This window comes from Specibacter sp. NPDC078692 (assembly GCF_040686835.1).
Classification (GTDB): Bacteria; Actinomycetota; Actinomycetes; order Actinomycetales; family Micrococcaceae; genus Specibacter.
In genome coordinates this window covers 262,471-285,442 of the sequence record NZ_JBFBLV010000002.1, presented here as the reverse complement: position 1 = coordinate 285,442, position 22,972 = coordinate 262,471, and the positions used below count along the sequence as shown (strand labels likewise).

Annotated in this window: 21 protein-coding genes; 9 read left to right on the top strand and 12 right to left on the bottom strand. The window is 61.5% G+C overall.

Annotated elements, in window-relative coordinates; all coding sequences use genetic code 11:
* Positions 1 to 182: 182 nt before the first annotated feature.
* Genes AB0O97_RS02740 through AB0O97_RS02725 form a run of 4 tightly spaced genes read right to left on the bottom strand, consistent with a single transcriptional unit; the run spans position 183 to position 4,478 of the window.
* Entirely contained in the window at positions 183 to 1,226 is a 1,044-nt protein-coding gene (locus AB0O97_RS02740; RefSeq protein ID WP_363879637.1) for an NAD(P)-dependent alcohol dehydrogenase, read from the bottom strand.
* 4 nt (positions 1,227 to 1,230) lie between these two features.
* A complete protein-coding gene (locus AB0O97_RS02735) occupies positions 1,231 to 2,073 on the bottom strand; it encodes a carbohydrate ABC transporter permease (protein ID WP_363879682.1) in 843 nt (280 codons plus the stop codon).
* A gap of 45 nt (positions 2,074 to 2,118) precedes the next feature.
* The gene (locus AB0O97_RS02730) at positions 2,119 to 3,075 is read right to left on the bottom strand and encodes a sugar ABC transporter permease (protein WP_363879634.1); all 957 of its coding nucleotides are present in this window, start codon (positions 3,073 to 3,075) and stop codon (positions 2,119 to 2,121) included.
* Complete coding sequence (locus tag AB0O97_RS02725) at positions 3,075 to 4,478, bottom strand: sugar ABC transporter substrate-binding protein (protein WP_363879631.1); 1,404 nt, start codon at positions 4,476 to 4,478, stop codon at positions 3,075 to 3,077. The genes AB0O97_RS02730 and AB0O97_RS02725 overlap by 1 nt, the downstream gene beginning before the upstream one ends.
* A gap of 125 nt (positions 4,479 to 4,603) precedes the next feature.
* On the opposite strand from AB0O97_RS02725, the gene AB0O97_RS02720 reads away from it, so the two are divergent.
* The 3 genes from AB0O97_RS02720 to AB0O97_RS02710 all read left to right on the top strand — a co-directional run bounded on the left by AB0O97_RS02720 (position 4,604) and on the right by AB0O97_RS02710 (position 7,804).
* Positions 4,604 to 5,557, top strand: coding sequence for a sugar-binding domain-containing protein (locus AB0O97_RS02720; RefSeq protein WP_363879628.1), 954 nt, complete (start codon positions 4,604 to 4,606; stop codon positions 5,555 to 5,557).
* Positions 5,554 to 6,975, top strand: coding sequence for a xylulokinase (gene xylB / locus AB0O97_RS02715; protein WP_363879625.1), 1,422 nt, complete (start codon positions 5,554 to 5,556; stop codon positions 6,973 to 6,975). The genes AB0O97_RS02720 and xylB overlap by 4 nt, the downstream gene beginning before the upstream one ends.
* A 421-nt stretch (positions 6,976 to 7,396) precedes the next feature.
* Entirely contained in the window at positions 7,397 to 7,804 is a 408-nt protein-coding gene (locus AB0O97_RS02710; protein WP_363879622.1) for a hypothetical protein, read from the top strand.
* A gap of 198 nt (positions 7,805 to 8,002) precedes the next feature.
* Here AB0O97_RS02710 and AB0O97_RS02705 read toward each other — a convergent pair whose 3' ends face one another.
* Both AB0O97_RS02705 and AB0O97_RS02700 read right to left on the bottom strand, forming a co-directional pair.
* Positions 8,003 to 9,109: an AAA family ATPase gene (locus AB0O97_RS02705; protein ID WP_363879619.1), complete on the bottom strand. Its 1,107-nt coding sequence runs from the start codon at positions 9,107 to 9,109 to the stop codon at positions 8,003 to 8,005.
* Positions 9,110 to 9,460: 351 nt separating this feature from the next.
* Positions 9,461 to 10,942, bottom strand: a complete 1,482-nt coding sequence (locus tag AB0O97_RS02700; RefSeq protein WP_363879617.1) for a mannitol dehydrogenase family protein — start codon at positions 10,940 to 10,942, stop codon at positions 9,461 to 9,463.
* A gap of 192 nt (positions 10,943 to 11,134) precedes the next feature.
* Here AB0O97_RS02700 and AB0O97_RS02695 point away from each other — a divergent pair, with 192 nt between their 5' ends.
* Both AB0O97_RS02695 and AB0O97_RS02690 read left to right on the top strand, forming a co-directional pair.
* A complete protein-coding gene (locus tag AB0O97_RS02695) occupies positions 11,135 to 12,883 on the top strand; it encodes a pyruvate dehydrogenase (RefSeq protein ID WP_363879614.1) in 1,749 nt (582 codons plus the stop codon).
* A gap of 39 nt (positions 12,884 to 12,922) precedes the next feature.
* Positions 12,923 to 13,306, top strand: a complete 384-nt coding sequence (locus AB0O97_RS02690; protein WP_363879611.1) for a DUF1304 domain-containing protein — start codon at positions 12,923 to 12,925, stop codon at positions 13,304 to 13,306.
* Positions 13,307 to 13,346: 40 nt separating this feature from the next.
* On the opposite strand, the gene AB0O97_RS02685 is transcribed toward AB0O97_RS02690, so the two are convergent.
* Together AB0O97_RS02685 and AB0O97_RS02680 are read right to left on the bottom strand one after the other, a co-directional pair.
* Positions 13,347 to 14,558, bottom strand: coding sequence for an MFS transporter (locus AB0O97_RS02685; RefSeq protein WP_363843844.1), 1,212 nt, complete (start codon positions 14,556 to 14,558; stop codon positions 13,347 to 13,349).
* A gap of 93 nt (positions 14,559 to 14,651) precedes the next feature.
* Positions 14,652 to 15,344: a GntR family transcriptional regulator gene (locus AB0O97_RS02680; protein WP_363843841.1), complete on the bottom strand. Its 693-nt coding sequence runs from the start codon at positions 15,342 to 15,344 to the stop codon at positions 14,652 to 14,654.
* Between the two features lie 141 nt (positions 15,345 to 15,485).
* On the opposite strand from AB0O97_RS02680, the gene AB0O97_RS02675 reads away from it, so the two are divergent.
* A complete protein-coding gene (locus AB0O97_RS02675) occupies positions 15,486 to 15,677 on the top strand; it encodes a hypothetical protein (RefSeq protein WP_363843838.1) in 192 nt (63 codons plus the stop codon).
* Between the two features lie 108 nt (positions 15,678 to 15,785).
* On the opposite strand, the gene AB0O97_RS02670 is transcribed toward AB0O97_RS02675, so the two are convergent.
* Positions 15,786 to 16,802: an ElyC/SanA/YdcF family protein gene (locus AB0O97_RS02670; RefSeq protein WP_363879609.1), complete on the bottom strand. Its 1,017-nt coding sequence runs from the start codon at positions 16,800 to 16,802 to the stop codon at positions 15,786 to 15,788.
* A gap of 214 nt (positions 16,803 to 17,016) precedes the next feature.
* On the opposite strand from AB0O97_RS02670, the gene rlmN reads away from it, so the two are divergent.
* Positions 17,017 to 18,270 (top strand): 23S rRNA (adenine(2503)-C(2))-methyltransferase RlmN, encoded by a 1,254-nt coding sequence (gene rlmN / locus AB0O97_RS02665; RefSeq protein ID WP_363879606.1) that lies wholly within the window; start codon positions 17,017 to 17,019, stop codon positions 18,268 to 18,270.
* Positions 18,271 to 18,922: 652 nt separating this feature from the next.
* Here the strand turns inward: rlmN and AB0O97_RS02660 are convergent.
* Together AB0O97_RS02660 and AB0O97_RS02655 are read right to left on the bottom strand one after the other, a co-directional pair.
* Positions 18,923 to 19,579 carry a peptidyl-tRNA hydrolase gene (locus AB0O97_RS02660; RefSeq protein WP_363879603.1) on the bottom strand — a complete coding sequence of 219 codons (657 nt, stop codon included), beginning with the start codon at positions 19,577 to 19,579 and terminating at the stop codon, positions 18,923 to 18,925.
* Positions 19,572 to 19,985 carry a helix-turn-helix domain-containing protein gene (locus AB0O97_RS02655; RefSeq protein WP_363879600.1) on the bottom strand — a complete coding sequence of 138 codons (414 nt, stop codon included), beginning with the start codon at positions 19,983 to 19,985 and terminating at the stop codon, positions 19,572 to 19,574. The genes AB0O97_RS02660 and AB0O97_RS02655 overlap by 8 nt, the downstream gene beginning before the upstream one ends.
* A 58-nt stretch (positions 19,986 to 20,043) precedes the next feature.
* Here AB0O97_RS02655 and AB0O97_RS02650 point away from each other — a divergent pair, with 58 nt between their 5' ends.
* Positions 20,044 to 20,748: an NAD(P)H-binding protein gene (locus tag AB0O97_RS02650; RefSeq protein WP_363879597.1), complete on the top strand. Its 705-nt coding sequence runs from the start codon at positions 20,044 to 20,046 to the stop codon at positions 20,746 to 20,748.
* A gap of 153 nt (positions 20,749 to 20,901) precedes the next feature.
* Complete coding sequence (locus AB0O97_RS02645; RefSeq protein WP_363879594.1) at positions 20,902 to 22,113, top strand: aminotransferase class I/II-fold pyridoxal phosphate-dependent enzyme; 1,212 nt, start codon at positions 20,902 to 20,904, stop codon at positions 22,111 to 22,113.
* A 34-nt stretch (positions 22,114 to 22,147) separates the two neighbouring features.
* Here AB0O97_RS02645 and AB0O97_RS02640 read toward each other — a convergent pair whose 3' ends face one another.
* Positions 22,148 to 22,573 (bottom strand): hotdog domain-containing protein, encoded by a 426-nt coding sequence (locus AB0O97_RS02640; protein WP_363843818.1) that lies wholly within the window; start codon positions 22,571 to 22,573, stop codon positions 22,148 to 22,150.
* Positions 22,574 to 22,972: the final 399 nt, after the last annotated feature.

The following is a 22,972-nucleotide window of genomic DNA, read 5'->3' as shown; positions in this document are numbered from 1 at the left end:
CACTAACACCCCAAATCGACGACTACGTCGCCATCAACGACCCCAAACACCACACCCAAACCACCAACCTCTCTCAAGCAGGTTGACAAATACCGTTGCTGCGATAGCGTCGGGGAGGAAGTCGCCATTGCTGCGATAGCGTTGTGAGGGGTTTTGGTCTCGACAAGCTCGACCAGCGGAGCCTAGGGGTGGACCATCGCCTTCAATGCCCCGGGATTGGTGCCCGCCAACAGTGCGGTCTCCACATCGTCGAGGCCGTGGGTTGAGGTGACAAGACCGTCGAGGTCTACCTGTCCGGAGGCGGCCAAGGCGATGGCGGTGGGCCATGTATTCGCGTAACGGAATGTACCTGTGATCATTAACTCCCGTCCCTGCAGCAGAGGTACTGGCAGGGCAATGGTGTCGGCTCCCATGCCCACCAGCACCGCCCGGCCGCGCGGGGCAAGCCGGGCTAGACCGCCCAGGATGGCCCGTTCGGCACCGCTGGCGTCAATGAAGACATCGAACTCGGGCACCACGGGCGGCTGCTCGGACGCCGTGAAGGTATGCCTCACGCCGTATGTGTGGGCATCAGTGAGGCGCTCGGGCCGCACATCCGTGAGGGTGACCGTGGCGCCAGCCAGCTGGGCGACCTTGGAAATGAGCAGCCCGATCGGGCCAGCCCCGGCCACCAATACCGAATCACCAATCTGAATCTTGCTCGCAGCCCGCGCTGCCAAGGCCACACTCAACGGCTCCAGTAGGGCGGCCGCGTCATCGGAAACGCTGTCTGGGACAGGGTGGCAGAAGGCTGCCGGATGAACGGCGTATTCACAGAACACCCCGTCAATGGGAGGGGTGGCAAAGAATCGCACGCCCGGGTCCAAGTTGTAGCAGCCAGCGAGTGTCTGCTGTGACAGCGGGTCCGGAATGCCCGGCTCCAGCGAGACGCGCTGGCCCATGGTGCGGTCCTGCACTCCATCGCCCAGAGCCACAATGACACCGGCGGGTTCGTGACCAAGCACCAGGGGTGCCTCCACCACAAACGTGCCGATCCGGCCCTCTGCATAGTAGTGGGTATCGGAGCCGCATACGCCCACTGAGGTGATGCGCACCAACACTTCACCCGGGCCTGGCGTGGGGACGGGGCGCTGTTCGGTGCGCAGCTCGCCTTGGCGCACAAGCACCGAAGCGGTCATGCTTTCGGGAAGTTCTGCTGCTGGTTTTTGGGAAGCTGATGGTGTCATGGTCTTACTTCACCGCACCCATCGAGAGTCCGCGAACCAGTTGTTTCTGTGCTACCCAGCCGGCAATGACAACCGGCAGCGAAGCCAACACCGAGGCGGCCGACAACTTGGCCAAGAACAAGCCCTCGCTGGTCATTTGGGAGACCAAGAAGACAGGCACCGTGGCGGCGTTGGCGGCGGTCAGGTTCAGTGCGAAGAAGAACTCGTTCCAGGCGAAGATGACGCAGATCAGGGCCGTGGCGGCCAAGCCGGGAGTGACCATGGGGATCAAGATGGTGCGCAGGGTCTTGATCAGCCCGGCACCGTCCATGGATGCGGCTTCCAGAACTTCAGCAGGGACTTCCTGGAAGAAGGAGCGCATCATCCATACGGCGATCGGCAGGTTCATGGCCGTGTACAAAATGATGAGCGTGCCAATGTTGTCCAACACTTTCAGCTGTCCGGCGATGACATAGATGGGCATGATGACGGCCACCACGGGCAGCATTTTGGTGGAGATGAAGAAGAACAACACGTCTTGGGTCTTCTTGACCGGGCGGATGCTCACCGCATAGGCGGCAGGCACAGCCAGCAGGACCACCAAGACGGTGGATACGCCCGTGGCGATCAACGAGTTCAGGAAGTAGGTTCCGGCGCCGTTGGCCAGCACAGCCTCGAATTGTTCGAAGGTGGGCACAAAGAAGAACACGGGAGGGTTGGAGGCAGCCGCCGACTCGGGCTTGAACGCCGTCATGACCAGCCAGATCACGGGGGCGAAGAAGATAAACGCAACCAGCCACGTGACGGTGGTGATCGCGGAACCGGAGAAACGGCGTCGTGCTTCACGGGACTTCCGCTCGGCGGACAGTGTGGCCGGGGGATGGGTGGGGTCAGTGATGATGGTGGTCACGGCTTAGTCCTTTGCGTCAAAGCTGCGGAAGATCAGGCGGAGGGCGAAGGTGGCGATGATGATGGTGGCGATGACGACCACCACACCCATCGCGGCAGCCTGGCCAATGTCGAAGCCCAGGAAGGCCCGCTGGTAGATGTAGAACGGCAGGTTGGCGCTGGCAGTGCCGGGTCCGCCCGCCGTCATGAGGTAGATCTGATCGAAGGTGTTGACCACGTAAATGGTGCCCAGCAGGATGCCCAGCTCGATGTAGCGGCGCAGTTGGGGAAGCGTGACCCAGATAAAGGTCTTGGTCCAGCCGGCGCCGTCGATCTGCGCGGCCTCGAGCACGTCCTTGGGTTGGGACTGCAACCCGGCCAGCACCAGCAGCATGGTGAACGGGGTCCACTGCCAGACCAGGGCCATCAGGATGGAGACGATCGGGTGCGACGCCGTCCAGTCCACGGGCGGGATGCCCACCAGGGAGATGACCCAGTTCACGAGGCCGAAGCTGGGGTTCAGCATGGAGATGCTCCACAGTGTGGCGCCGGCGACCGGCATGATCAAGAACGGCGTGATCAGCATGGTGCGCACCACGCCTTGGCCGCGGAATTTGCGGTCCAGCATGAGGGCGAAGATGATGCCCAGAACCATGGCGAAGAATACGCAACCCAGTGTGATCAGGATGCTGTTCAGGGCCGAGCTGCGGAAGGTGGAATCCATGAAGATGTCCACATAGTTTTGCAGGCCGATGAACTCGTTACCGTCGGGCCGGAGCAGGTTCCAGTTCCGCAATGAATACCAGATGGTGACCAGGAACGGCAGCTGCGTGATGACGATGGTGAAGATCAGCGCCGGCAGGAGCGGACCACGGCGGCGCCAGGCCTCGGCCTTGGACATTCCGGAGCCGGTTTCTGCGTTTTTGGCACTCTTGCGGGAGTGTTGTTTTTGGTTGTGTCGATCAACCAGCGTGTTCGCCATTACTTGCCTCCTTCTTGGTATGACTTGGCGATGGGCTCGGCGTATTGCTGTGCCTGTTGGAGCGCTTCGTCAACGGATTTCTGGCCGGCAATGGCGGCCGATATTTGCTGGCTGACCCGGGTGCCCAGGTCCTGGAATTCCGGGATTCCCACAAACTGCAGACCCGGGTACGGCACGGGGTTGACCATGCTGGTGGACTGCTTGGCGCTGTACATGGCATTGAGGGTGGGCTCAGCATAGGCCTTGGCAACGGCCGCGTATTCGAGGATCTCGTAGGTGGACTGGCGGCTTCCGGGAGGCACTCGCTCCCATGAAATTTCATTGCCGACCAGCTTGATGTAGTCCTTGTTGGTCATCCAGGAAATGAAGTCCCAGGCGGCAGTCTTGTGTTCACTCGTGGAGGGGATCGCCAAGGACCAGCTGTACAACCAACCTGCGGATTCGGTGTTTTGTACCGGTGCCGGGGCGTACTGTGACTTCCCGGCAACCAGGGACGAGGCCGGGTCCTCAATGCTGGAGACCATGGCGGTGGCGTCATACCACATGGCCGCCTTGCCCTGGCTGTAGCGGGTGATGCAGTCACCATAGCCACTGGTTGCGGCGCCGGGCTGGCCGGCGTCGTGCAGTAGATCGACGTAGTCGGTGACGGCAGCCTTGACCTGCGGGGAATCGAGTTTGGCGTTCCAGTCCATGTCGAACCACTGGCCGCCGTAAGTATTAATCACCGTGTCCAACGGGGCCATGACCTCGCCCCAGCCGGCCAGGCCACGCAGGCAGATCCCGGCAAAATCCTTGGACGGATCGTTGAGTTGGCGAGCAATCTTTCCGATCTCCGCCCATGTGGGGTGCTCCGGCATGGTGATTCCGGCCGCCTTGAACAGGTCCTCGCGGTACACCACGAAAGAAGACTCGCCGTAGAACGGTACGGAGTGCATATCGCCGTTGTAGCTCAGCGCGTCCTTGATGGTCGGGATGAAATCTTCGGTGTCATAGCCTTCGGTGGCATCTGCGAGGGGCTGGAGGTTTTCGATCCAGCCATTCGCCGCCCACATTTCGGTTTCGTAATTGGAGATCATGACGACGTCGAACTCGCCGCCGCCAGTAGCCACGGAGGCGGTGATCTTAGCCCGGGCCTCATTCTCCGGAAGTGTCACGAACTTGACGTTGACGTTGGGGTGTTTGGCTTTGAAGTCGTCCTGTAAGGAGACGGCGTCCTTCATCTGCGGGTTGGCCACAATGGCCACCACAATGGTGTCCTGGGCGGTACCGGCGGGTGCGCAGCCACCGAGTGCCAGTACTGTGGCGGCGGCAACGGCCAGCCAAGAGGCGGTTCGGGCACCTTTGGTTCGGGCACCTTTGTTGGGCCTACGTGTGGCCTCAGTGCGGAAAGTGGGGAACTTCATTGGTCACTCTCAATCTCGTTGCTCATTTGAGAAATCCATCTTGCTCATTTGTTTAGTGACTCTAGTCATATATACTCATTTGAGCAAGAGCAGATGCTCAATTGTCATTTTTAGGAAGGCGCGCCGTGCCGGAAATATCGCATGAGGAGCTACTGGCCCGCATCGGTCAGGCCTATTATTTGGACAATCTGTCCAAAGTTGAAATTGCCACGGAACACTCAATCTCACGGTTTCAGGTGGCCCGCCTCTTGGATGAGGCACGTGCCGCGGGCATTGTGCATATTGAAATCCGCAGCCCCGGTAGCCAAGTGACCATTGATGCCCAAGCGCTCGCTGCCGCACTTGGACTCAACCGGGTGGTAGTGGTCAAAACGCTCGATGACGACTTCCAGCAACGCGACCTCCAAGCCCACGCGGTGGCCGAGGAGCTCATGGCCGAGGCGCGCGCAGGAATGAGTGTGGGCATTTCTTGGTCCCGCACACTGGACCTAGCTGCACGGCACGTCGCTGAGCTGCCCAAATGCAATATTGTCCAGCTTGCCGGCGCCTTGCCCGTGCCCGGAGGTGGCAACCCGCTGGAACTAGTTCAGCGTTTGGGTCGCATGGGTGGCGGACGCACCTGGCCCATGTGGGCCCCCTTGGTTGTGGACAGTCCTGCAACGGCATCAGGTCTGCGCCGCCAACCAGAAATTGCTGACGCCATGCGCATGGCTGATTCTCTTGATCTGGCCGTGGTGGCGATTGGAGCGTGGGCACCAAACCTCTCAACCGTCTGGAATCGCGTGGATAACGCCGTGCGCCAAGACGGCATCGCCAAAGGTGCTGTGGCTGAGTGCTCCGGGCGTCTGATTGCTGCGGACGGAAGTGCTGTGAGCGCCGAACTCGACGCGCGGATTCTTTCCGTCACCATCGAGCAACTCCAACGCACCCCCAAGGTCATTGCGGTGGCGCAGGGTGAGTCGCGAGCTGATGCCGTGCGAGCCTGCGTGGCCGCCGGAATTGTTAACACACTGGTTATTGATGAGTCGCTGGCCCGCGCTTTGCAGGGGTCCGCCGAAGGACAGGGAGCCCTCGCATGAGCGCCGCATTAAACGCCTCACCCCTAGTGGTGGGCATCGATTCCTCCACCCAGTCCTGCAAGGTGGTAGCGATCGATCTGGCCACGGGAGCGCAGGTAGCTGCCGCTTCCGCAGCACATCCTGATGGTACTTCGATTGATCCCAGGCTCTGGAGCGCTGCGCTGGAGGAAGCGTGGGACGCAGCTGGCATTCCGGCCTTGGGCGAGCAGGTGGCTGGCGTTGCCGTAGCCGCCCAGCAGCACGGCATGGTGGCAGTTGACGAGACCAACGAACCAGTTCATGAGGCGCTGCTGTGGAATGACGTCCGTAGTGCCGAGGATGCCCGCCGCATGGTGGCCGCGCTCGGTGCCGAGGCCTGGGTTGATGCGGTCAACGTGCTTCCGGTGGCCTCCTTTACGCTGACCAAACTGGCCTGGCTGGCCCGCCATGAGCCAGAAATTGCCGCCCGGGTGAAAACAGTGGGCCTGCCCCATGACTGGCTAAACCTACAGCTCACCGGCGAGTGGTCCACGGACCGCAGTGATGCCTCCGGGACGGCCTACTTCGATCCCACGGCGAATCAATACCGCCCCGAGCTGTTGGAGCAGTTCTTTGGCGCTGTGCCCACGCTGCCCCGGGTGCTGGCACCCAACGAAAGTGCCGGCCAACTGGATTCGCGCTGGGGCACAAGTGCCGCCGTCGTCGGTGCCGGCATGGGGGACAACGCCGGTGCGGCTCTGGGTTTGGAGATCGCTCCTGGTGAAATCGTGGTGTCGATCGGTACCTCCGGAACGGTCTTCGCCGTCTCCGATGCCCCCGTGCATGACACCTCCGGCCAGCTTGCCGGTTTTGCCGACGCCACCGGGCGGCACCTGCCCCTGTTGGCCACGATCAATGCGGCCCGCGTCATGGCGGCCGGTGCGGCGATGCTCAACGTTGACCTGGCCGAGTTTGACCGGTTGGCGCTCGCCGCCGCGCCCGATGCCGGCGGCCTGACACTGCTGCCCTACCTCGACGGCGAACGCACCCCTAACCTGCCTGATGCCACAGGTACCTTGGTGGGTATGACGAGGGCCAATATGACGCCCGAGAACCTGGCTCGCGCCTCAGTTCTGGCCGTTTTGAATTCACTGGCCGACGCGCTTGCCGCCCTCACCACGTTTAGCGTTCCGGTGCAACGTGTATTGCTCATTGGTGGCGGCTCCAAGTCCCGTGCACTGCGCGAGGCTGCGGCCACCGTGTTTGGAGTGCCCGTCGAGGTGCCCGAGCAGCGCGAATATGTGGCCCTCGGTGCCGCACGTCAGGCTGCTTGGGCCGCCACGGGCGAACTTCCCGTGTGGGGCCGTCGGATTGAGGAGTCCTTCACGCCCGACGGCGGATGGGGCACCACCGTGCGCGAGCGGTACATTGCGGCGCGGAAAGCCGTTTACGGCGTGTAGCTTTGGTGCGCAGCTCCCGGCGCTGCTTTGCCGCTGGATTCCAAGACGTGTCTCACCAGCGAAACCCGCTGACCTAAGACGATGACTGTGCCCAGATCACAGAACTCCTCAATTGCGTGACACTGTCCTACGATCGACCACGGGCGCTCGAAACACTGTCCAGAATAAGGAACGCGGGATTCTATCGATCGAAGCGACGCCTATTTCAAGATGATTCGACAATCTCCGACATCTACTGCACACGCTCCGGTGAACGACCGTCTTGCGGGCATATAGACCATTCGCCTGGTGGGTCGGGATGAGGGCTGGCTATGACAGCGAGTAATCCGTCAGCCTCTCATGCCTCTCCAGCGCCTAGATGGCTCACCGAGTCGGCTCCCTAAGGAACAATGGTCGTCGTTCCGATCAGGAGGCAGAGGGTTTGAAGAAGTCCTATGTTGCGTCGAGTTTCAGGAATATCGTCAATGTCCGGTACATCGCGCAAACCTTGGAAAGTAGGGGCTACGTCAACACATTTGACTGGACCCATGAACGCATCGGCGGCGATGTAGCTAAAGTCGCCCTCGGTGATCTGCGTTCGATCGGGCAGCGCGAGAGAGACGCAGTGATGGCTGCCGACGTCGTCGTGGTCCTGCTTCCAGGAGGGAAGGGCACTCATGTTGAGCTTGGCATCGCGATCGCTCAAGGCAGAGTAACAATCTTGCATTCGCCGGAAGAAGTCATCAACAATCTGGATACCACCAGCACTTTCTACCATCTACCTGAGTTGGAAAAGTGCCACGGAACTCTCGATGACCTCCTAGCTATGATCATCGAGCACGAGAAATAACGGTCGCCACTTTCTGAACCAATCATGTCCGCAGGAGGTTCCGCTAACAACTCAGTGATACTTCTTCGACCACTAAAGCCTGCAATCTTCGGAATAGGCACCCATCGTGCGTCTGAACTGAGGCCTATGCTTGGGGCTTTTCGTGCTTCTTCCTAGGGGGCAGGGCGGTTGTCATTGATTACTCGCAGCCTTGCAGCATCAAAGCCCGGCGATATACTCACGCAAGCCCGGGATGGCGAAGTCAATCAGTCCACGGCCTGCGGGTTGGATGAGCCCAGCGTCGATGAGCCGGGCTCGATAGTTGCCGATGGTATTTTTTGCGTCTCCGAGGCGTCTGCCGATATCAGCCGTGGTCGATGGCCCATCATCTTCGGACATTGCCTGTAAGAACTCGATATCCTTCGGCGATGCCGTGGCCAGTGCCGCCGCTAGGACTACGCGAGTGTTTTTCCGGTGTGCGGCAGCTAAGGCCAGATCAACGCTTGCTGCTGTCAGTAGGGCTTCTGAGGACTCCGCTATCTGCCATAAATGGTATCCCACCAGTTGTATGAGGAATGGGTAGCCTCCGGTTGATTCGGCTGCTTTGCGAATGAGCTTCGACGAAATGGGGTGTTCCAGGCTTGCAAACGTTTCTAGATAAGACTCTTCAACCTCGCTGATTGCTGCGGCATTCAAGTCGATCCGGTCGGCTCGGCGGAGGAATGTTGCGACGCCCTCATTGAGCAGATCGGAGACGGCGGCGGGCAGGCCTGCAAACAACAGAGCAATGGGCAGTCCTTGACGGATAAAGTGCTGAACGAAGGCGGCCAGTTGTGCAAGCTCATCACGGTTGGCGCCGTGAATCTCGTCTAGGGTGATAGTCAACCCGGTGCGCTTCTCATCCAGCAATTGCAACAGTTGTTCTCCCACTTGCCTCCATCCCACTTGCTGCGCCGGAGGCAACTGAGCAGTGATCGAGAAGCCTGCGGCTCCGATGCCCGTAATTCGACGGCCTTTTGGCCCTTCTCCCAGCTCTTCAGTCGCTGAACGCATGGCTTCACCTATTCGCCCCAAGAAGCCTGTCGTTGCAGTCTCCGAGACCACCAGCCATCCTTGGGCACGCGCGATATCTTCAGCCTCGCCGAGCATGACGGTCTTGCCGATACCGCGAGCCCCGGTGAAAATAGTGAGCAAGCCAGGGGCCCCGGATCGGATCTGCAGGCCGTAGGAGAACTCATCCAGCAGTCCGGTTCGACCGATGAGCTGTGGTGGTTCGGCTCCTGCCGTGGGGCGGAAAGGATTCTGAGTTATTTGCTGACTGGTCACAACTTCTCCTGTGAATAGCTGTGTACTCAGTGTACTCCTGTGTACCTAGTGAATGAGGGTGTACTGAACGGTGCCATCGGTGAGTTTGTTGAATATCCCACGAGGAGACTCAGAGACGGATGGAACGATCATTCGGAAGATCGAGTCAGAGGCCTCCAAAAATGTCGGCTGTCCCCCAGAAGGTTCCCCATAGGGGACACCCGATCGACCACTTACGGGTGAGTCCAAGCCGCCGACTCAACCACACTCCGGCCTAAGGTTGATCGGTCGAAATCCGGACTGGTGACACGTTGCACCGGATCCTACATTTGCGCTGTCTGGAGTTGTCAGTCGAGTGCTAGCTGCCCGCAACTACCGGCCCAGTGCCACGAGTTCCTCCACAGCCGCCCGGGCACCCTTGGTGTGCAGTGTGTCCAGGGTTTTCAGGTAGGCGGTGGTGAAGCGATCGTTATCCACGAGGTCCCCGAAGACATCGCGGTTGCGCAGGAAAGCGAGCTTGTCCTCGCGCTGGCGTGCCGCGGCGGCCATCAGTGGTTCCTTGAGACGGTCAACGACGGTGATGGGCTCACCGGATTCGTCCGTCCCCTCCGCATAACGCGCCCATGAGGCGACGATGCCGGCGGAACGGGCGATCTCGCCGTCGTTCTTCAGATTGATCCGCGCGACCGGCAGGAGCCACTTGGGAATCCGGTCCGAACTTTCCGCGCACAGCCGGGCCAAGGTGTCGCGAACGTGCTCGTTGGAGTAGCGCTCGATCAGCGTGTTCTTGTATAGCGGCAGATCCACGCCGGGCAGCGGCGAAAGCGTTGGCCCGCCCTCGAGATCCATATAATCGAGCAGGAACGTGGAAAAGAGCGGATCCTGCGCGGCCTCGTGAGCGTAGCGATAGCCGGCTAGGTACCCGAAATAGCACATGCCCTGATGCGTGGCATTGAGCAGGCGCAGCTTCATCAGTTCGTAGGGTTCCACATCCTGAACCAACTGCACGCCAGCATCCTCATAGGGCGGGCGGCCCAGGGTGAAGTGGTCCTCCAAAACCCACTGCTCAAAGGGCTCGCAGACCACCGGCCACTGGTCCACAATGCCGAATTCCTTGGCAATGGCGCTGCGATCCTCATCCGTGGTGACGGGGGTGATCCGGTCCACCATGGAGTTGGGGAAAGGGACGTTCTGGCGCATCCACGCGCCGAGTTCTGGATCCCGCAGCTCGGCGAACGCCGTGAACATCTTCTTGGCCACATCGCCGTTGCCTTGGATGTTGTCGCAGGACATGACCGTGAACGGGGCAATGCCACGTGCACGACGGCGGGAAAGCGCCTCCGTGACTAGGCCGAAGGTGGTGCGCGGGGCAGCTCCGGGCGCCAGATCGTGGACGACGTCGGGGTTTTCGGCGTCGAACTCACCCGTGACGTGGTGGAAGTTGTACCCGCCCTCGGTGACGGTCAGCGAGACGATCCTCGTTTCGGGGGACGCCATTTTTTCAATGACGGCCTCGGGGTCTGCCGGGGCGAAAAGGTATTCGGTGATGGAGCCGATCACCCGGGCCTCGCGCCGTCCATCCGGGTGCTTGAGCAGCATGGTGTACAGGCAATTTTGTTCGGCCATGACCTGCGCCATCTTCTCGTCATGGGGCAGCACGCCCACACCACAAATGCCCCAGTCGAGTGCTTTTCCGGCGTTCATGAGCCGGTCGATATACATGGCCTGGTGGGCGCGGTGGAAGCCGCCCACGCCGAAGTGCACAATCCCCGTGGTGACCTTGGACCGGTCATAGGAGGGGACGGCAACGGAAGCAGGCAAATAGGCCAGACTCTCGGCGGTGAGTTGCGGCATGGTGGCTCTCCTTTGGACGTGATATTCGTCCCACTATATCAAATGAGCGAACTTTTACCACTCAAATGAGCGAGGAGATTTATTTTCCTACTTTTCCCTGTGCAGCTGTGGGCGGAGTGGCTCAGGACTATATTGGCCTGTAGCTGTGTAACCGCATAGCCGTGGAATGACCCATCTGCCGTAGGAGAACTCGTGCCCAAGGATGTTGCCGCCCAATTGATTGAACAACTGCAGCTTGCCGGTGTGCAGCGCATTTACGGGATTGTGGGCGACAGCCTGAATCCACTGGTGGATGCGGTCCGGAAAACCGGAGGTTCCGCCAAAGGCGGTATTGACTGGATTCATGTTCGACACGAGGAGGCGGCGGCGTTCGCGGCGGGGGCCGAGGCGCAGTTGACCGGCAAATTGGCCGTGTGCGCAGGCTCGTGCGGCCCCGGCAACCTGCACCTCATGAACGGGCTCTACGATGCCAACCGCACGGGCGCACCCGTGTTGGCCATTGCCTCGCACATTCCCAGCAAGCAGATTGGCAGTGAATTCTTCCAGGAGACGCATCCGGATCGGATCTTTGACGAGTGCTCGGTCTACTCGGAGCTGGTGAGCACGGCCGAGCAGGCGCCGCGCGTCATGAATAGCGCCATTTCCCATGCTGTTGGATTACGCGGTGTGGCCGTCGTGACGTTGCCCGGCGACATTGCCAGCCTCCCTGCCAGTGCACCTACCCCACTGTGGCGGGCACCCAAGCCGGCGTCCATTGTCCCAGCTCCCGAAAGCGTCGAGGAGCTGGCTGCGGCCATCAACCAAGCTGAGAAGGTGGCCATCTTTGCCGGAGCCGGCGTCCAAGGCGCTCACGACGAAGTGATTGCTTTTGCCGAACTCATCAATGCACCCATTGGCCACAGTCTGCGTGGCAAGGACTTTATTCAATACGAGAACCCTTATGACATTGGCATGACCGGGCTGCTCGGCTATGGTGCCGCGGCCGAAGGCATAGAAGATGCTGATCTGTTGATCTTGCTAGGCACCGATTTCCCTTATGACCAGTTCCTGCCTGACACCCGCACCGCACAGGTGGACCGGGCCCCGGAACATTTAGGGCGGCGCACAGACGTGGACATCGCAGTCCACGGGGACGTGTTGCCGACCCTGCAGGCACTCATGCCACTGGTTGAGGCCAAGAAGAGCTCAAAGTTCCTGGACCAGATACTGAAAAAGCATGACCGGTTGATGAACAAGGCCGTGGGCGCCTATACCCGCAAGGCCGACAAATTGGTGCCAATTCACCCGGAATACGCGGCGTCCCTGCTGGATGAGATTGCTGCCGACGACGCAATTTTCACGGCGGACACCGGCATGTGCAATGTGTGGACGGCCCGCTACATCAACCCACTGGGCACCCGCCGGCTCATTGGTTCTTACCTTCACGGCTCCATGGCGAACGCCCTTCCCCAGGCCATTGGCGTCCAGGCTGCCTATCCTGAGCGGCAGGTCATCTCGGTCTCCGGCGATGGCGGGCTTTCGATGCTGCTGGGTGAATTGATTACGGCGGCAGCTCACAATTTGCCAGTCAACGTTGTGGTGTTCAACAACTCCACTTTGGGCATGGTCAAGCTCGAAATGCTGGTGGACGGTCTTCAGGACTTTGGTGTTGACGTTCCGGATACCAACTATGCAGCCATTGCCGCGGCGATGGGATTCCATGCTGTGCGAGTCACTGATCCTGCCGGGATCGCTGATGCCTACCGTGCCGCTTTTGCCCATAACGGGCCATCGCTGGTGGAACTCATCACGGACCCCAACGCGCTTTCCATTCCGCCTAAGATTAAGGGTGGGCAGGTCATTGGCTTTGCCACGGCCATGTCCAAGATCGTCCTGAACAAGGGTGCTGGCGAGGCCGTCAGTATGGCGCGATCGAATCTGCGCAACATTCCGCGCGGCTAGCTTCCACCCCTAACTTCCACAGCGAGTACGAGGATTCCCATGCTGATCACTGCCCTTATTTTTGCTGGACTGGCCGTCCTGGTACACGTCTACATCTTTGTGCTGGAATCCTTGCGATGGACGGACCCTTCGACCCGCAAAACCTTTGGAACCAGCGAAAGTGAGGCCCTCGCCACGAAGGAGCTGGCCTTCAACCAGGGTTTTTATAACTTGTTCCTAGCGGTCTTGGCCGCGGTAGGAATCGTTGCCGCGGCAACGGGCCACCACGAAGTGGGTGCTGCCCTGGTGTTGGCCGGTTGCGGGTCCATGCTGCTGGCCGGGCTGGTCTTGCTTTTTTCATCCCCCAAGAAGGCCAAAGCGGCACTGGTGCAGCTCACCTTCCCGCTCATCGCCGTCGTGCTGACGGTGGTGTGGCTGCTCTAAAGCGTTAACGCACGACGCCGGAGCCTGGATTGCGCTGTTCCTATGCGGATGTGCGGCGATGCCCCGTGGACACCACGGCAAGGCTGGCAAGACAGGCCACTGCCACAATGCCCAGCAGCACAGTGTAGCTGGCAAATGAGGCCAATGCAGCCAGTGCCACGGGCAGCAGGAAACCGAGGTAGCTCAGGCTATAGAAAACACCTGTCAACCCGGCCAGATCCCGGCCGGTGGCGATGCGTTGGATCTCCACAAGCCCGGAGACCAGCGCGATCCCGTAGGCGGCGCCCAGCATGATCGCGGCCGCGGCGCCCGCTACGAGCGAGAGGTAGTGAGCGTTGACGGCGGCGACACCCAGTCCAATGATCATGGCAGCCATGCCGACCAGCAGCGCCCGGCCCCTCGTGGCCCTGTTGATCCGCGCCACGAACGGTTGAATCAGCGCGCCGGTGCCCAGGGTCAAAACCGTCAAAAGCGTGGCATAACCGAGCGTCATGCTACCCAACCGGGTACCTTCCAACATGGGGATGACGGCATAGGCGACGCCGGCCGTGGCAAATATCCAGGGTGCGGCGGGCAAGATGACTCGGCGAAACCGTCGATGGGAAACCAAGGGGACGCGAAGATCGTCGCGGAGAGAGGCGGGCCTTTGGCCGGGTGCCAGAATCTCCGGCCGTACCGTCTCGGGGGCCTTGATCAGGGCCGCCAGCGCGGCCAGACTCAAAAGGACATGCAAGGCATAAGGGGTAGCTGTGGGCCATGGACCCCACTGCGCCAGAACTCCTGACGCGCCAGCGCCAAGTCCAAATCCCAGGGTCAGGATCAGGGAGGGGCGCCGTGCCCCAGCGGTGGAATCGGCCGTTTTGTCGAACGGCGCCATGGAGAGTTCCTTGAGCCAGCTAGTGCCCACGGCCATGCCAATTCCCACTCCGGCTCCTGCCAGCATGCGCCCGGCGCACATGAGCGCCTCGCTGCGGAAGCTGACGGCCAGAATGAGGCTGGCGGCGATGCCCACAAGGACACCAATGACGGTCAACGGCTTGCGCCCGTATCGGTCCGACAACGGACCGGAGATCAGCAGCCCCGGGATCAAACCCAGAACGTACGTGGCCAGAAAAAGATCCACGCTCAGCTCGGAATAGTGTCCAACGTCGCGATACAGGCTCAAGAGAGGGGTGAAGTGGTTCCCTCCCCAGGCCAGGACGAAAACTGCGGGGGCGGCACGAAGCCAGAATGCGGCGCGGGCGGCGCGCATGAAAATCACTATCCTTGAGGTTGCTTGTGTGAGGTGCGCTGGTTGCTGTTGTCGTGGGCGTGCAGGTGGGTGCGCTGCTTGCCGGCCGAGGTGTTAAGTTGCGCCGATGTGGCGTTGTAGGAGGCGCTCATAGCCGCGATGGTCGCCAGCGGCCAACGCTGTGGCCAACTGGGTATGTTCGTCCACGAAGCGCTGCAATTCCGCGGGATTGGCGCGCACCGTCAAGCAGGTGAGACGAGCTAGCCGTGGCCCCAGCGCAGCGTAGAAATCATCGATGATGGGGTTGCCTGATCCTGCCACCACGCGGGCATGGAACTGGTGGTCCGCCCGGGCGAAGGCAGGCACGTCGGAGCGCCGTGCAGCGTCACGTTGCACGGCGATCAGAGTGTCCAGATCGGTGGCGAGAGCGGCAGCCTGGGCATCCCTGTCAGTCTGCTCGGATTGACTGGCGGCCTGCAGTTCAACCGCTCGGGACTCAAGCATGACGCGAACTTGGCGCAGATGAGCGGCTTCCCGTGCGTTGGGCGTGGTGACCACAGCACCTTTTTTGGGGAAAAGGCGCAACAGTCCCTGTGCTTCCATGAGGAGAAACGCTTCGCGGACGGGAGTGCGGCTGACATTGAACTGTTCTGCAACGTCACCCTCGGTAATGAGTGTTCCCCCGTCCAGATCACCGCCCACGATCTCGGCGCTGACGCTCCCATAGACGCGTTCCACAGCCGTTTTCGCCTGCGTCGGCTCCGGGTGCCAGGACCAGTACCGGGCGATATTCGATGATGAGGTCATGCCTCCAGCCTAGCTGATAAATACATTGATAAATGCAACAGGACCTTGTGATTTAAGCCATGATTTTAAGCCGGGACTTTAACCATTGAAGAGCTGCCGTGACAGGCATACCGTTGAAGAACATCCAAGGGGGTGGCCAGAGTGGAAATTCATCTGTGGTGGCTGGAGACCGAGCTACCGGCTAAACAATGGCTGCGTGAGAACACGGGCGCCGATCAGGTACCCAGTCATGTGGTGGCGGCGGTGGAAAAGGCCGGCGGCACCATGACGAACGGATCGTTGACAGATCGGGAGTGGGAATTCATCGTGACCCAGTCGGAATTTGTGGACTGAGCGTTTGCGCTCTGATGGGTTACGGACTGTCGATTTGCGAAGTATGTGGCTGCGGACTGGGCGAACGCTCCCGCTGACCACAATCTGCTGACCACCATCTACTGGCCGCTAGCTGCTGGCCAGCACCAGCGCCGCGGTCAAAAATAGAGTCAAAGCCACGAATGGCAGGCACAGAAGCGCGTGAAGCACCTTGTGTTCGGTCAAGATGGCGACATATTCACGCAGGAACGCGCTCGGAAGAAAGTATCGGGCCGAGGGGGAGCCCACTACTTGGGCCTCAAGCCCGAGCTTGCGGGAAAGCAGGGCGGCACGGAGAACGTGGTAATTGTTGGTGACAATCACCATGGCGCCACCCCGTCCCTGGTCTTGGGCAATAGTGGCTGAAAACTGTAGATTCTCAGCCGTTGTCGTGGCCTTTTCCTCGGCCACCACGTGCTCGGAGGGCGCGCCAGCTGCCACCAGGTAGTCCGCCATGGCGGCACCCTCAGGTCTGGACTCATCCGCTCCCTGACCGCCGGACGGAATCAGTAGTGGAGCGAGCTCTTTCTGGGCGCTGGCCCGTCGGTACACTTCCAGCCCCTTGTCGAGCCGGGAGCGCAGCAGTGGCGGCACCTTCCCGTTGATGATTTGCGAGCCTAAGATGACCACGGATGCCGGAGAGACTGTGTGTTTCATGCGCCCGTACACCATGGCATAGGCCAGGAAAACCACAAAGACCACACCAAAGTAGCTGCACAAAAAGAACAGCAACGCGGCCAGGCCAATGGCCACCGGATTAAGCGTAATCACCAGCAGTGCGGCAATAACGGGCAGTACCAACACGGCAAGGCCCGCAATTAAGGACAGCAGGTTCCCTAGGCTGCGGCCCTCTCGGCGTATCATGCGCAGGCCATTACTAATTAAGAATCCGGCCAGAACAACCACTGCAAGAGGTGTCAGGGCCACTATTCCGAGCGTGATCCACTGCGTCCACGGGAACCATTGGGCCAGCACTTGGGAGACCCCGGTCACGGCAAACCAGCAGGCCGCCACCAGGACCAGCCCGTTGCGCAGCATGCGGGCGTCCCTACGGCGAAGGTAGAGGTAGCTGCCCCCGAGGATGAGAGCCAAGATTATGGAAAACATGCCTCCAGCCTAGGGGAGCCCAGCCGCCCCCGCATGCCGCCAGGGGCGGACGTTGCGCAGCCTCATGCGCCACCGCGGCGGGGGATGTGGCCAGTGGCGCGAGGAGGGGCCGGCGTCGTACCCGTCCTAGGAAAATCCGTGTTATGAAAAGCCAAAATGTGATCTTGGCGGCGAAGACGGGACAGGCTGTGATAAGTAAGGGATGATTGAAAGGATGACTTCCCCCAAAAACACTCCCAGCCCCGCCGTCGCCCCTTCCGCGACCGCACCGAAGCGCCGTCCGGTCCGCCCGGCACAGGTTATGCCTGCCACCGAGGGCTGGGACCAGGCCAAGAACCCGGAAGGCCGGCCGCTGCTGCAGTTCAAGTCCCCGCGCGTTTCGCAGCCGCCCACACACCTGGCCGACATGACGCTGCCCGAGCGTGAGGCGAAGTTCAAGGAGATGGGCCTGCCGGCATTCCGCGCCAAGCAGCTCTCCGTGCACTACTTCCAGCACTACACCACCGATCCTGAGTTGATGAGCGATCTCCCCAAGGACCGCCGCGCCGAGATCGTGGACACCATGTTCCCGAAGCTGCTGACCGAGGTCAAACGGCTCACCACGGACAACGGCGATACCGTGAAGTTCCTGTGGCGCCTCTTCGACGGCTCGCTCGTGGAGTCCGTGCTCATGCGCTACCCCGGCCGCGTGACCCTGTGCGTGTCCAGCCAGTGCGGCTGCGGCATGAACTGCCCGTTCTGCGCCACCGGCCAGGCCGGGCTCACCCGCAACATGTCCACCGCGGAGATCCTGGACCAGATTGTTCAGGCCAACCGGGTCATCGCCGAGGGCGGGTTGGGGAACCTGCGCCGCGACGGTGGACACGACGCCGAGCGTGTCACCAACATTGTCTTCATGGGCATGGGTGAGCCGCTGGCCAACTACAAGCGTGTCATGAACGCCGTGCACCGCATGGTTGCCGATGGTCCCGAGGGCTTGGGCATGTCCGCCCGCGGCATCACGGTTTCTACCGTCGGTTTGGCCCCGGCCATCAACAAGCTGGCCCAGGAAGGCCTGGCCATCACGTTCGCGTTGTCCCTCCACGCACCGGACGACGAGCTCCGCGACGAGCTGATCCCCGTCAACGACAAGTGGAAGGTGGACGAGGTTCTTGACGCCGCGTACAACTACTACAAGGTCACCGGCCGCCGCGTCTCCATCGAGTACGCGCTGATCAAGGACATGAACGATCACCCCTGGCGTGCCGAGCTGCTGGCCAAGAAGCTCAATCAGCGCGGCCGCGGCTGGGTCCATGTGAACCCGATCCCGCTGAACCCCACCCCGGGCTCCATCTGGACCTCTTCGGAGCCGGAGGTTATGCAGGAGTTCATCGACACGCTGATCGAGAACGGTGTGCCGACTACCCTGCGCGATACCCGCGGCAAGGAAATTGACGGCGCCTGCGGCCAGCTCGCCGCAGCCGAGTAGCGCCAGCCGCCCCACTGTGGCGCGCCTGGCCTAAGCGGCACTTACCCAAGAACGACGCCGGAACTCAGGTTCCGGCGTCGTTCTTGGGTTAAGCGGTGGTTGGGTCAGGGGATTGCGCGTGCTGTGAACAGCGCCTCGACAGGGGATAAGTTGTCCACAGCAGGGGCTGGTGGGTGGCTTGTTCACATTTGGCTGTTGGCCTATGGTGTGCGGCAGCGGCATGGGTCATGCTCGGATTTCGAGGAAGGGATCCGTCATGGCTGTTGCTCCACAACAAGTGCCTGTGCCCAGGACCCTGTCCAACGCTATGGAACCACTGCCCGCGGAATGCCTTGCCTGCTTTATTCGCCGCACTGTTGTTTTCGGGTGCAGCGGCACGCTGGGCCTGGTGCAGTGTTGGGACCTGGCTCGGGAGGGGATGAACCTGCTAGTCGCGCGGATGCTCCGGCAAGGGGCCCATTGCGATTGCGAGGTGGTGACGACTATTTTTGAGCCTTGTATTTTCCAGATTCGCACCGATGACGGGTTGCTTATTCCGCCTCGTGCACTGCCGGAAGTTCGCCGCTGTTACGGGGTGAAGAACGCTGTCGAGAAACCGTGTGGAATGTGGTCACGGGTCATTCCCCACCAGGGGCCGCCTTGGAGTTAGGGACTATTTGCCCTTCTCAACGGCCACGTAGGCGGTGGTGGAACCCGGCTCAATTTCCGTGCGGCCGGCGTCCTGGATGACGGGACCGGCCGACTTGCGCGCACCCTTGCGGAACTCCTTCGCGGGCAGCTCGAGGATGCCGAGGGGGAAGCCGTCGGCCGCCCATGCTTCCGCGACGGCGGGTTTGGCCTCCAATAGCCAAGCAAAGAGCGCATGCGCTGCCTGGGCTGCCGCCTTGCCCGTGGACATTTCCAGGGATGCGTTCAACACAATGCTCAGGGACTGGGGCGGCAGCGGCTCTCCGGGAGGGAGCTGCGTGCCGGAAACCTGCAGCTTGGCCAACAGCTTGGGCAGCTCGGCGGCGGGCATGGGGGGCAGTCCGACGGCGGACGCCTCACCCGCCGTCGCCAGCACGTGGTCGGGGAAGGCTGCCAGCACCTTGGCGAACATCTTGGCGTCCGCACGCCGGACAGTCTTGCCGAAATGTCCGGATGCCCACTCCCGCCAGTCGGGGTTTTCAGGGTCGCCCAGGAAAGCCTGGACGGAAGCCAGCGCCGCTGCAGCAATGCCGTGCTGCTCGCCGGCTGGTTCCTCTCGGTCAACGAGTAAGATGATGGGCTGGATTAATTCCTGCTGGATGTGTTCGGTAAATTCACTCACACCACAAGCGTATCGCCGCCAGTTCCCTTGATCGATCGATGTGGTCATACGCTTCCTGCGCCGCGGACAAGGCACTCAAGTGCTCGATCGACCAGTCCTGGAGCGCGCGCAGAGGTTCCAGCAGTGTGCGGCCCGTGTCGGTGAGCGCATATACGACCCGAACCGGCACTTCCGGGTAAACCGTGCGGCGCACGAGCCCGTCACGCTCAAGCCTGCGCAGAGTTTGAGTCAACATCTTCTGTGAGATTCCCTCGATCCGGCGGCGCAGCTCCGAGAAGCGCGCATCGCCCTGCCCCAAGATCCCCACGATCAACACCGTCCAGCGATCGCCGATGCGGTCCAGGATCGCACGCGTCGGGCAGTCGGCCTGGTACGGGTTGCCGTGAGGCGGGGGATCAAAGCCCATGGTTACCACAAAGTGCCTTCTTCCCGATAGAGACTTGCTCTCCTATAGTAACCAGTAGTTGCAAGTAGTAGGTAGGCGCAACGTTTCAATCCACCGTTTCAACGAAAGGTATTCAATGTCCCGCATCACCATCATCGGCGGCTCCGGCTACGCCGGATCCGCCATCGTCGCAGAGGCCGCTTCCCGCGGTCACAAGGTCACTGCCTACAGTCGTTCACTGCCGGAGAAGCAAGTCCCGAACGTGAGCTACGTCCAAGGTGACGCTACAGACAAGCCCGGACTCGCCGCATTGTTTGAAGACACGGATATCGTCGTGGGCGCACTTTCTCCGCGTGGAACACTTGCCGAGAGCTATGGCGACGTGTACCGGGCCATCGCGCGTCTGGCCGACATTGCGAAGGTGCCGCTGTTCATCGTGGGCGGGTACTCGTCACTGCGGCCTGCGCCAGAGGCGCCGCGCTTCGTGAGCGACCTCAGCCACGCCCCTGCGGAGTATCACGCGGAATTGACCGCGGTTGCTGCCCTTGTTGCCGACGACCTCCCAGCCACCCCCGCAACGCTCGAGTGGGTGTTCGTGAGCCCGGCCGGAAAATTTGGTGCACACGTCCCCGGCGAGCAGCTCGGCCGTTATCGAATCGGCGGCGACGTCGCGCTGCACCCGGACAGCGGAGGGGAAATCTCCGGCGCAGACTATGCCCTCGGGTTTCTCGACGTGATCGAACAGGGCAACCACCACCGCGCGCACATCAATCTGGCGTACTGAACGGACGGGTCCTCAACTTCCCGGGCCGGCCCCGCGGCTGCCAGGCTGCCTGGACCAGGGGAGGGCATGGCCGGCTGCTGGCCGGAACATCGCACGAACTGTGGCAGGCTGGACGGTGAATGCCGCCGTCCAGCTTGCCACCAGGAGCCTGCCATGAACCGTCCGCTGACCGTTGCTGCCCGTGCCAAGGTGGCGCCCTTTGCCGTCATGGACATCCTCCAGCGGGTGGCCGATCTCCGCGCTGCCGGACGCGACGTGATTTCCCTGTGCGCCGGAGAGCCGAGCGGAGGGGCGCCCAGCGCGGTGTCGGCAGCGGCCGCAGCGCTCCACGCTGCCGGCACGCCGCTGACCTACACACCCACCCTGGGCATTTCCGGGCTGCGACAGGCCATCGCCGGGCACTACAAACGCTGGTACGGTCTGGATGTTCCCGCCCGGAATGTCGCCGTCACGACCGGATCTTCGGGTGCTTTTATGCTGGTGTTCCTTGCCGCCTTCAACCCAGGAGATAAGGTGGCGCTGGCCCGCCCCGGCTACCCCGCCTACAAAAACATCCTGACAGCCTTGGGCATTGAGGTCATCGAGCTCGACGCCGGAGCAGACTCCCGCTTCCAGCCCACCCCGGCGATCCTCGACGCGGCGGTCGCCAAACATGGTCCGCTGGCGGGTTTGATGCTGGCCTCGCCAGCCAACCCCACAGGCACCATGGTGTCCCGGGAAGAGCTGGCCGCCCTCACCGGGTGGTGCGGCGAGAACGGGGTGCGGCTGATCAGCGATGAAATTTACCACGGCATCACCTACCCAGCCCCAGGCAACCAGGATCCCAAGGGCGTGTGCGCCTGGGAACTGGACCGGTCCGGCGTCGTGATTTCCAGTTTTTCCAAGCACTGGGGGATGACGGGATGGCGGCTTGGCTGGGCGATTGTGCCCGACGACCTGCTCCAAGGCGTGGACGCGCTGGCTGGCAACGTGGCCCTGTGCCCGCCCGCGCCGGCGCAAATGGCGGCCCTTGCGGCGTTCAGTGAGCAGGCCTACGCGGAGGCCGACGCGGCTGTTGCGGAGTTCGCCCGCACCCGCGATTACGTCCTGTCCAACGTTGCGGGCCTGGGCTGGACGGATGCGGCACCGGCCGACGGCGCCTTCTACTTCTACGCCAACCTCGGCCCAGCGCTCGCAGGTTTCGCCGACTCCCGGGAATACTGCGCGGCACTGCTGGAATCCGAGGCCGTGGCGCTGGTGCCGGGCGCCGACTTTGACGGGGTTGGCGGGCTGGCCACAGTTCGCTTGAGCTTTGCCGCAGGGTACGACGCCGTCCGTGAGGCCTTGGTGCGGATCGAAAGGTTCCAAGCGGCTCAGGCAGTGTGACGCACCGGGGCGGGGTAACGCGGGTGCGGAGTAGTTATTCGGCCGGCTTCAGGTGGGTGGTGGGCACCCGGTCGCGGTCGTAGGTGATGGAATCAAAGCCGTGTGGTGCAGGCTTGTGGTCCGGCCCCAGGTTCACGAACACCACCTTTTCAATGGTGAGGATGGACTCGCGCGTGAACATGTTGCGCACTTCCGCGCGCATGGTCAGCGACGTCCGGCCAAAGTGGGTTGCGGTCAGGCCCATCTCGATGAGGTCCCCCAGGACAGCAGACGAGACGAAGTTAATTTCAGACATGTACTTTGTCACGGCCATGCCGTTGCCGAGCTGGACGATGGCATAAATTGCCGCTTCCTCGTCAATCCAGCGCAGCAGGCTGCCACCAAAAAGAGTGCCGTTGGCATTGAGGTCTTCGGGGCGGACCCATTTGCGGGTGTGGAAGGTAATATCGCCGTTGCTCATGAAGCAAACTTACCGGTGAGCAGTGCGGCTTGGGCCCGGTTTGTCGCCGGAAACACACCATGTGTTGTGCCACAGCTCCTCGGCTTGAGGGATCTGTTCCTCCAGAGACACGATCACGCGGATCGCTGTCCACAAAAGCGTTTGCTGCCCTTTTTTCCGGGACGCGGAACGGGAAGTGTGGTGCCATGGAAAGGATCAACCATGGATAACTATTGTGGCCCCGATGATGATTGGTTTGCGGGCGAGAGGGACGTAGACGAGGCTGTGGATCGACAGTTCAGACAGCTGACGAATCCGCTCGTGAAGCCTCACTACAACGAATGTCTAGTGTGCTTCTTGTTGCGAGTTGTGCCAATGCTTGAACCTTTGGGGTTCGCCATGACTCGTAGGTTTAGGGAG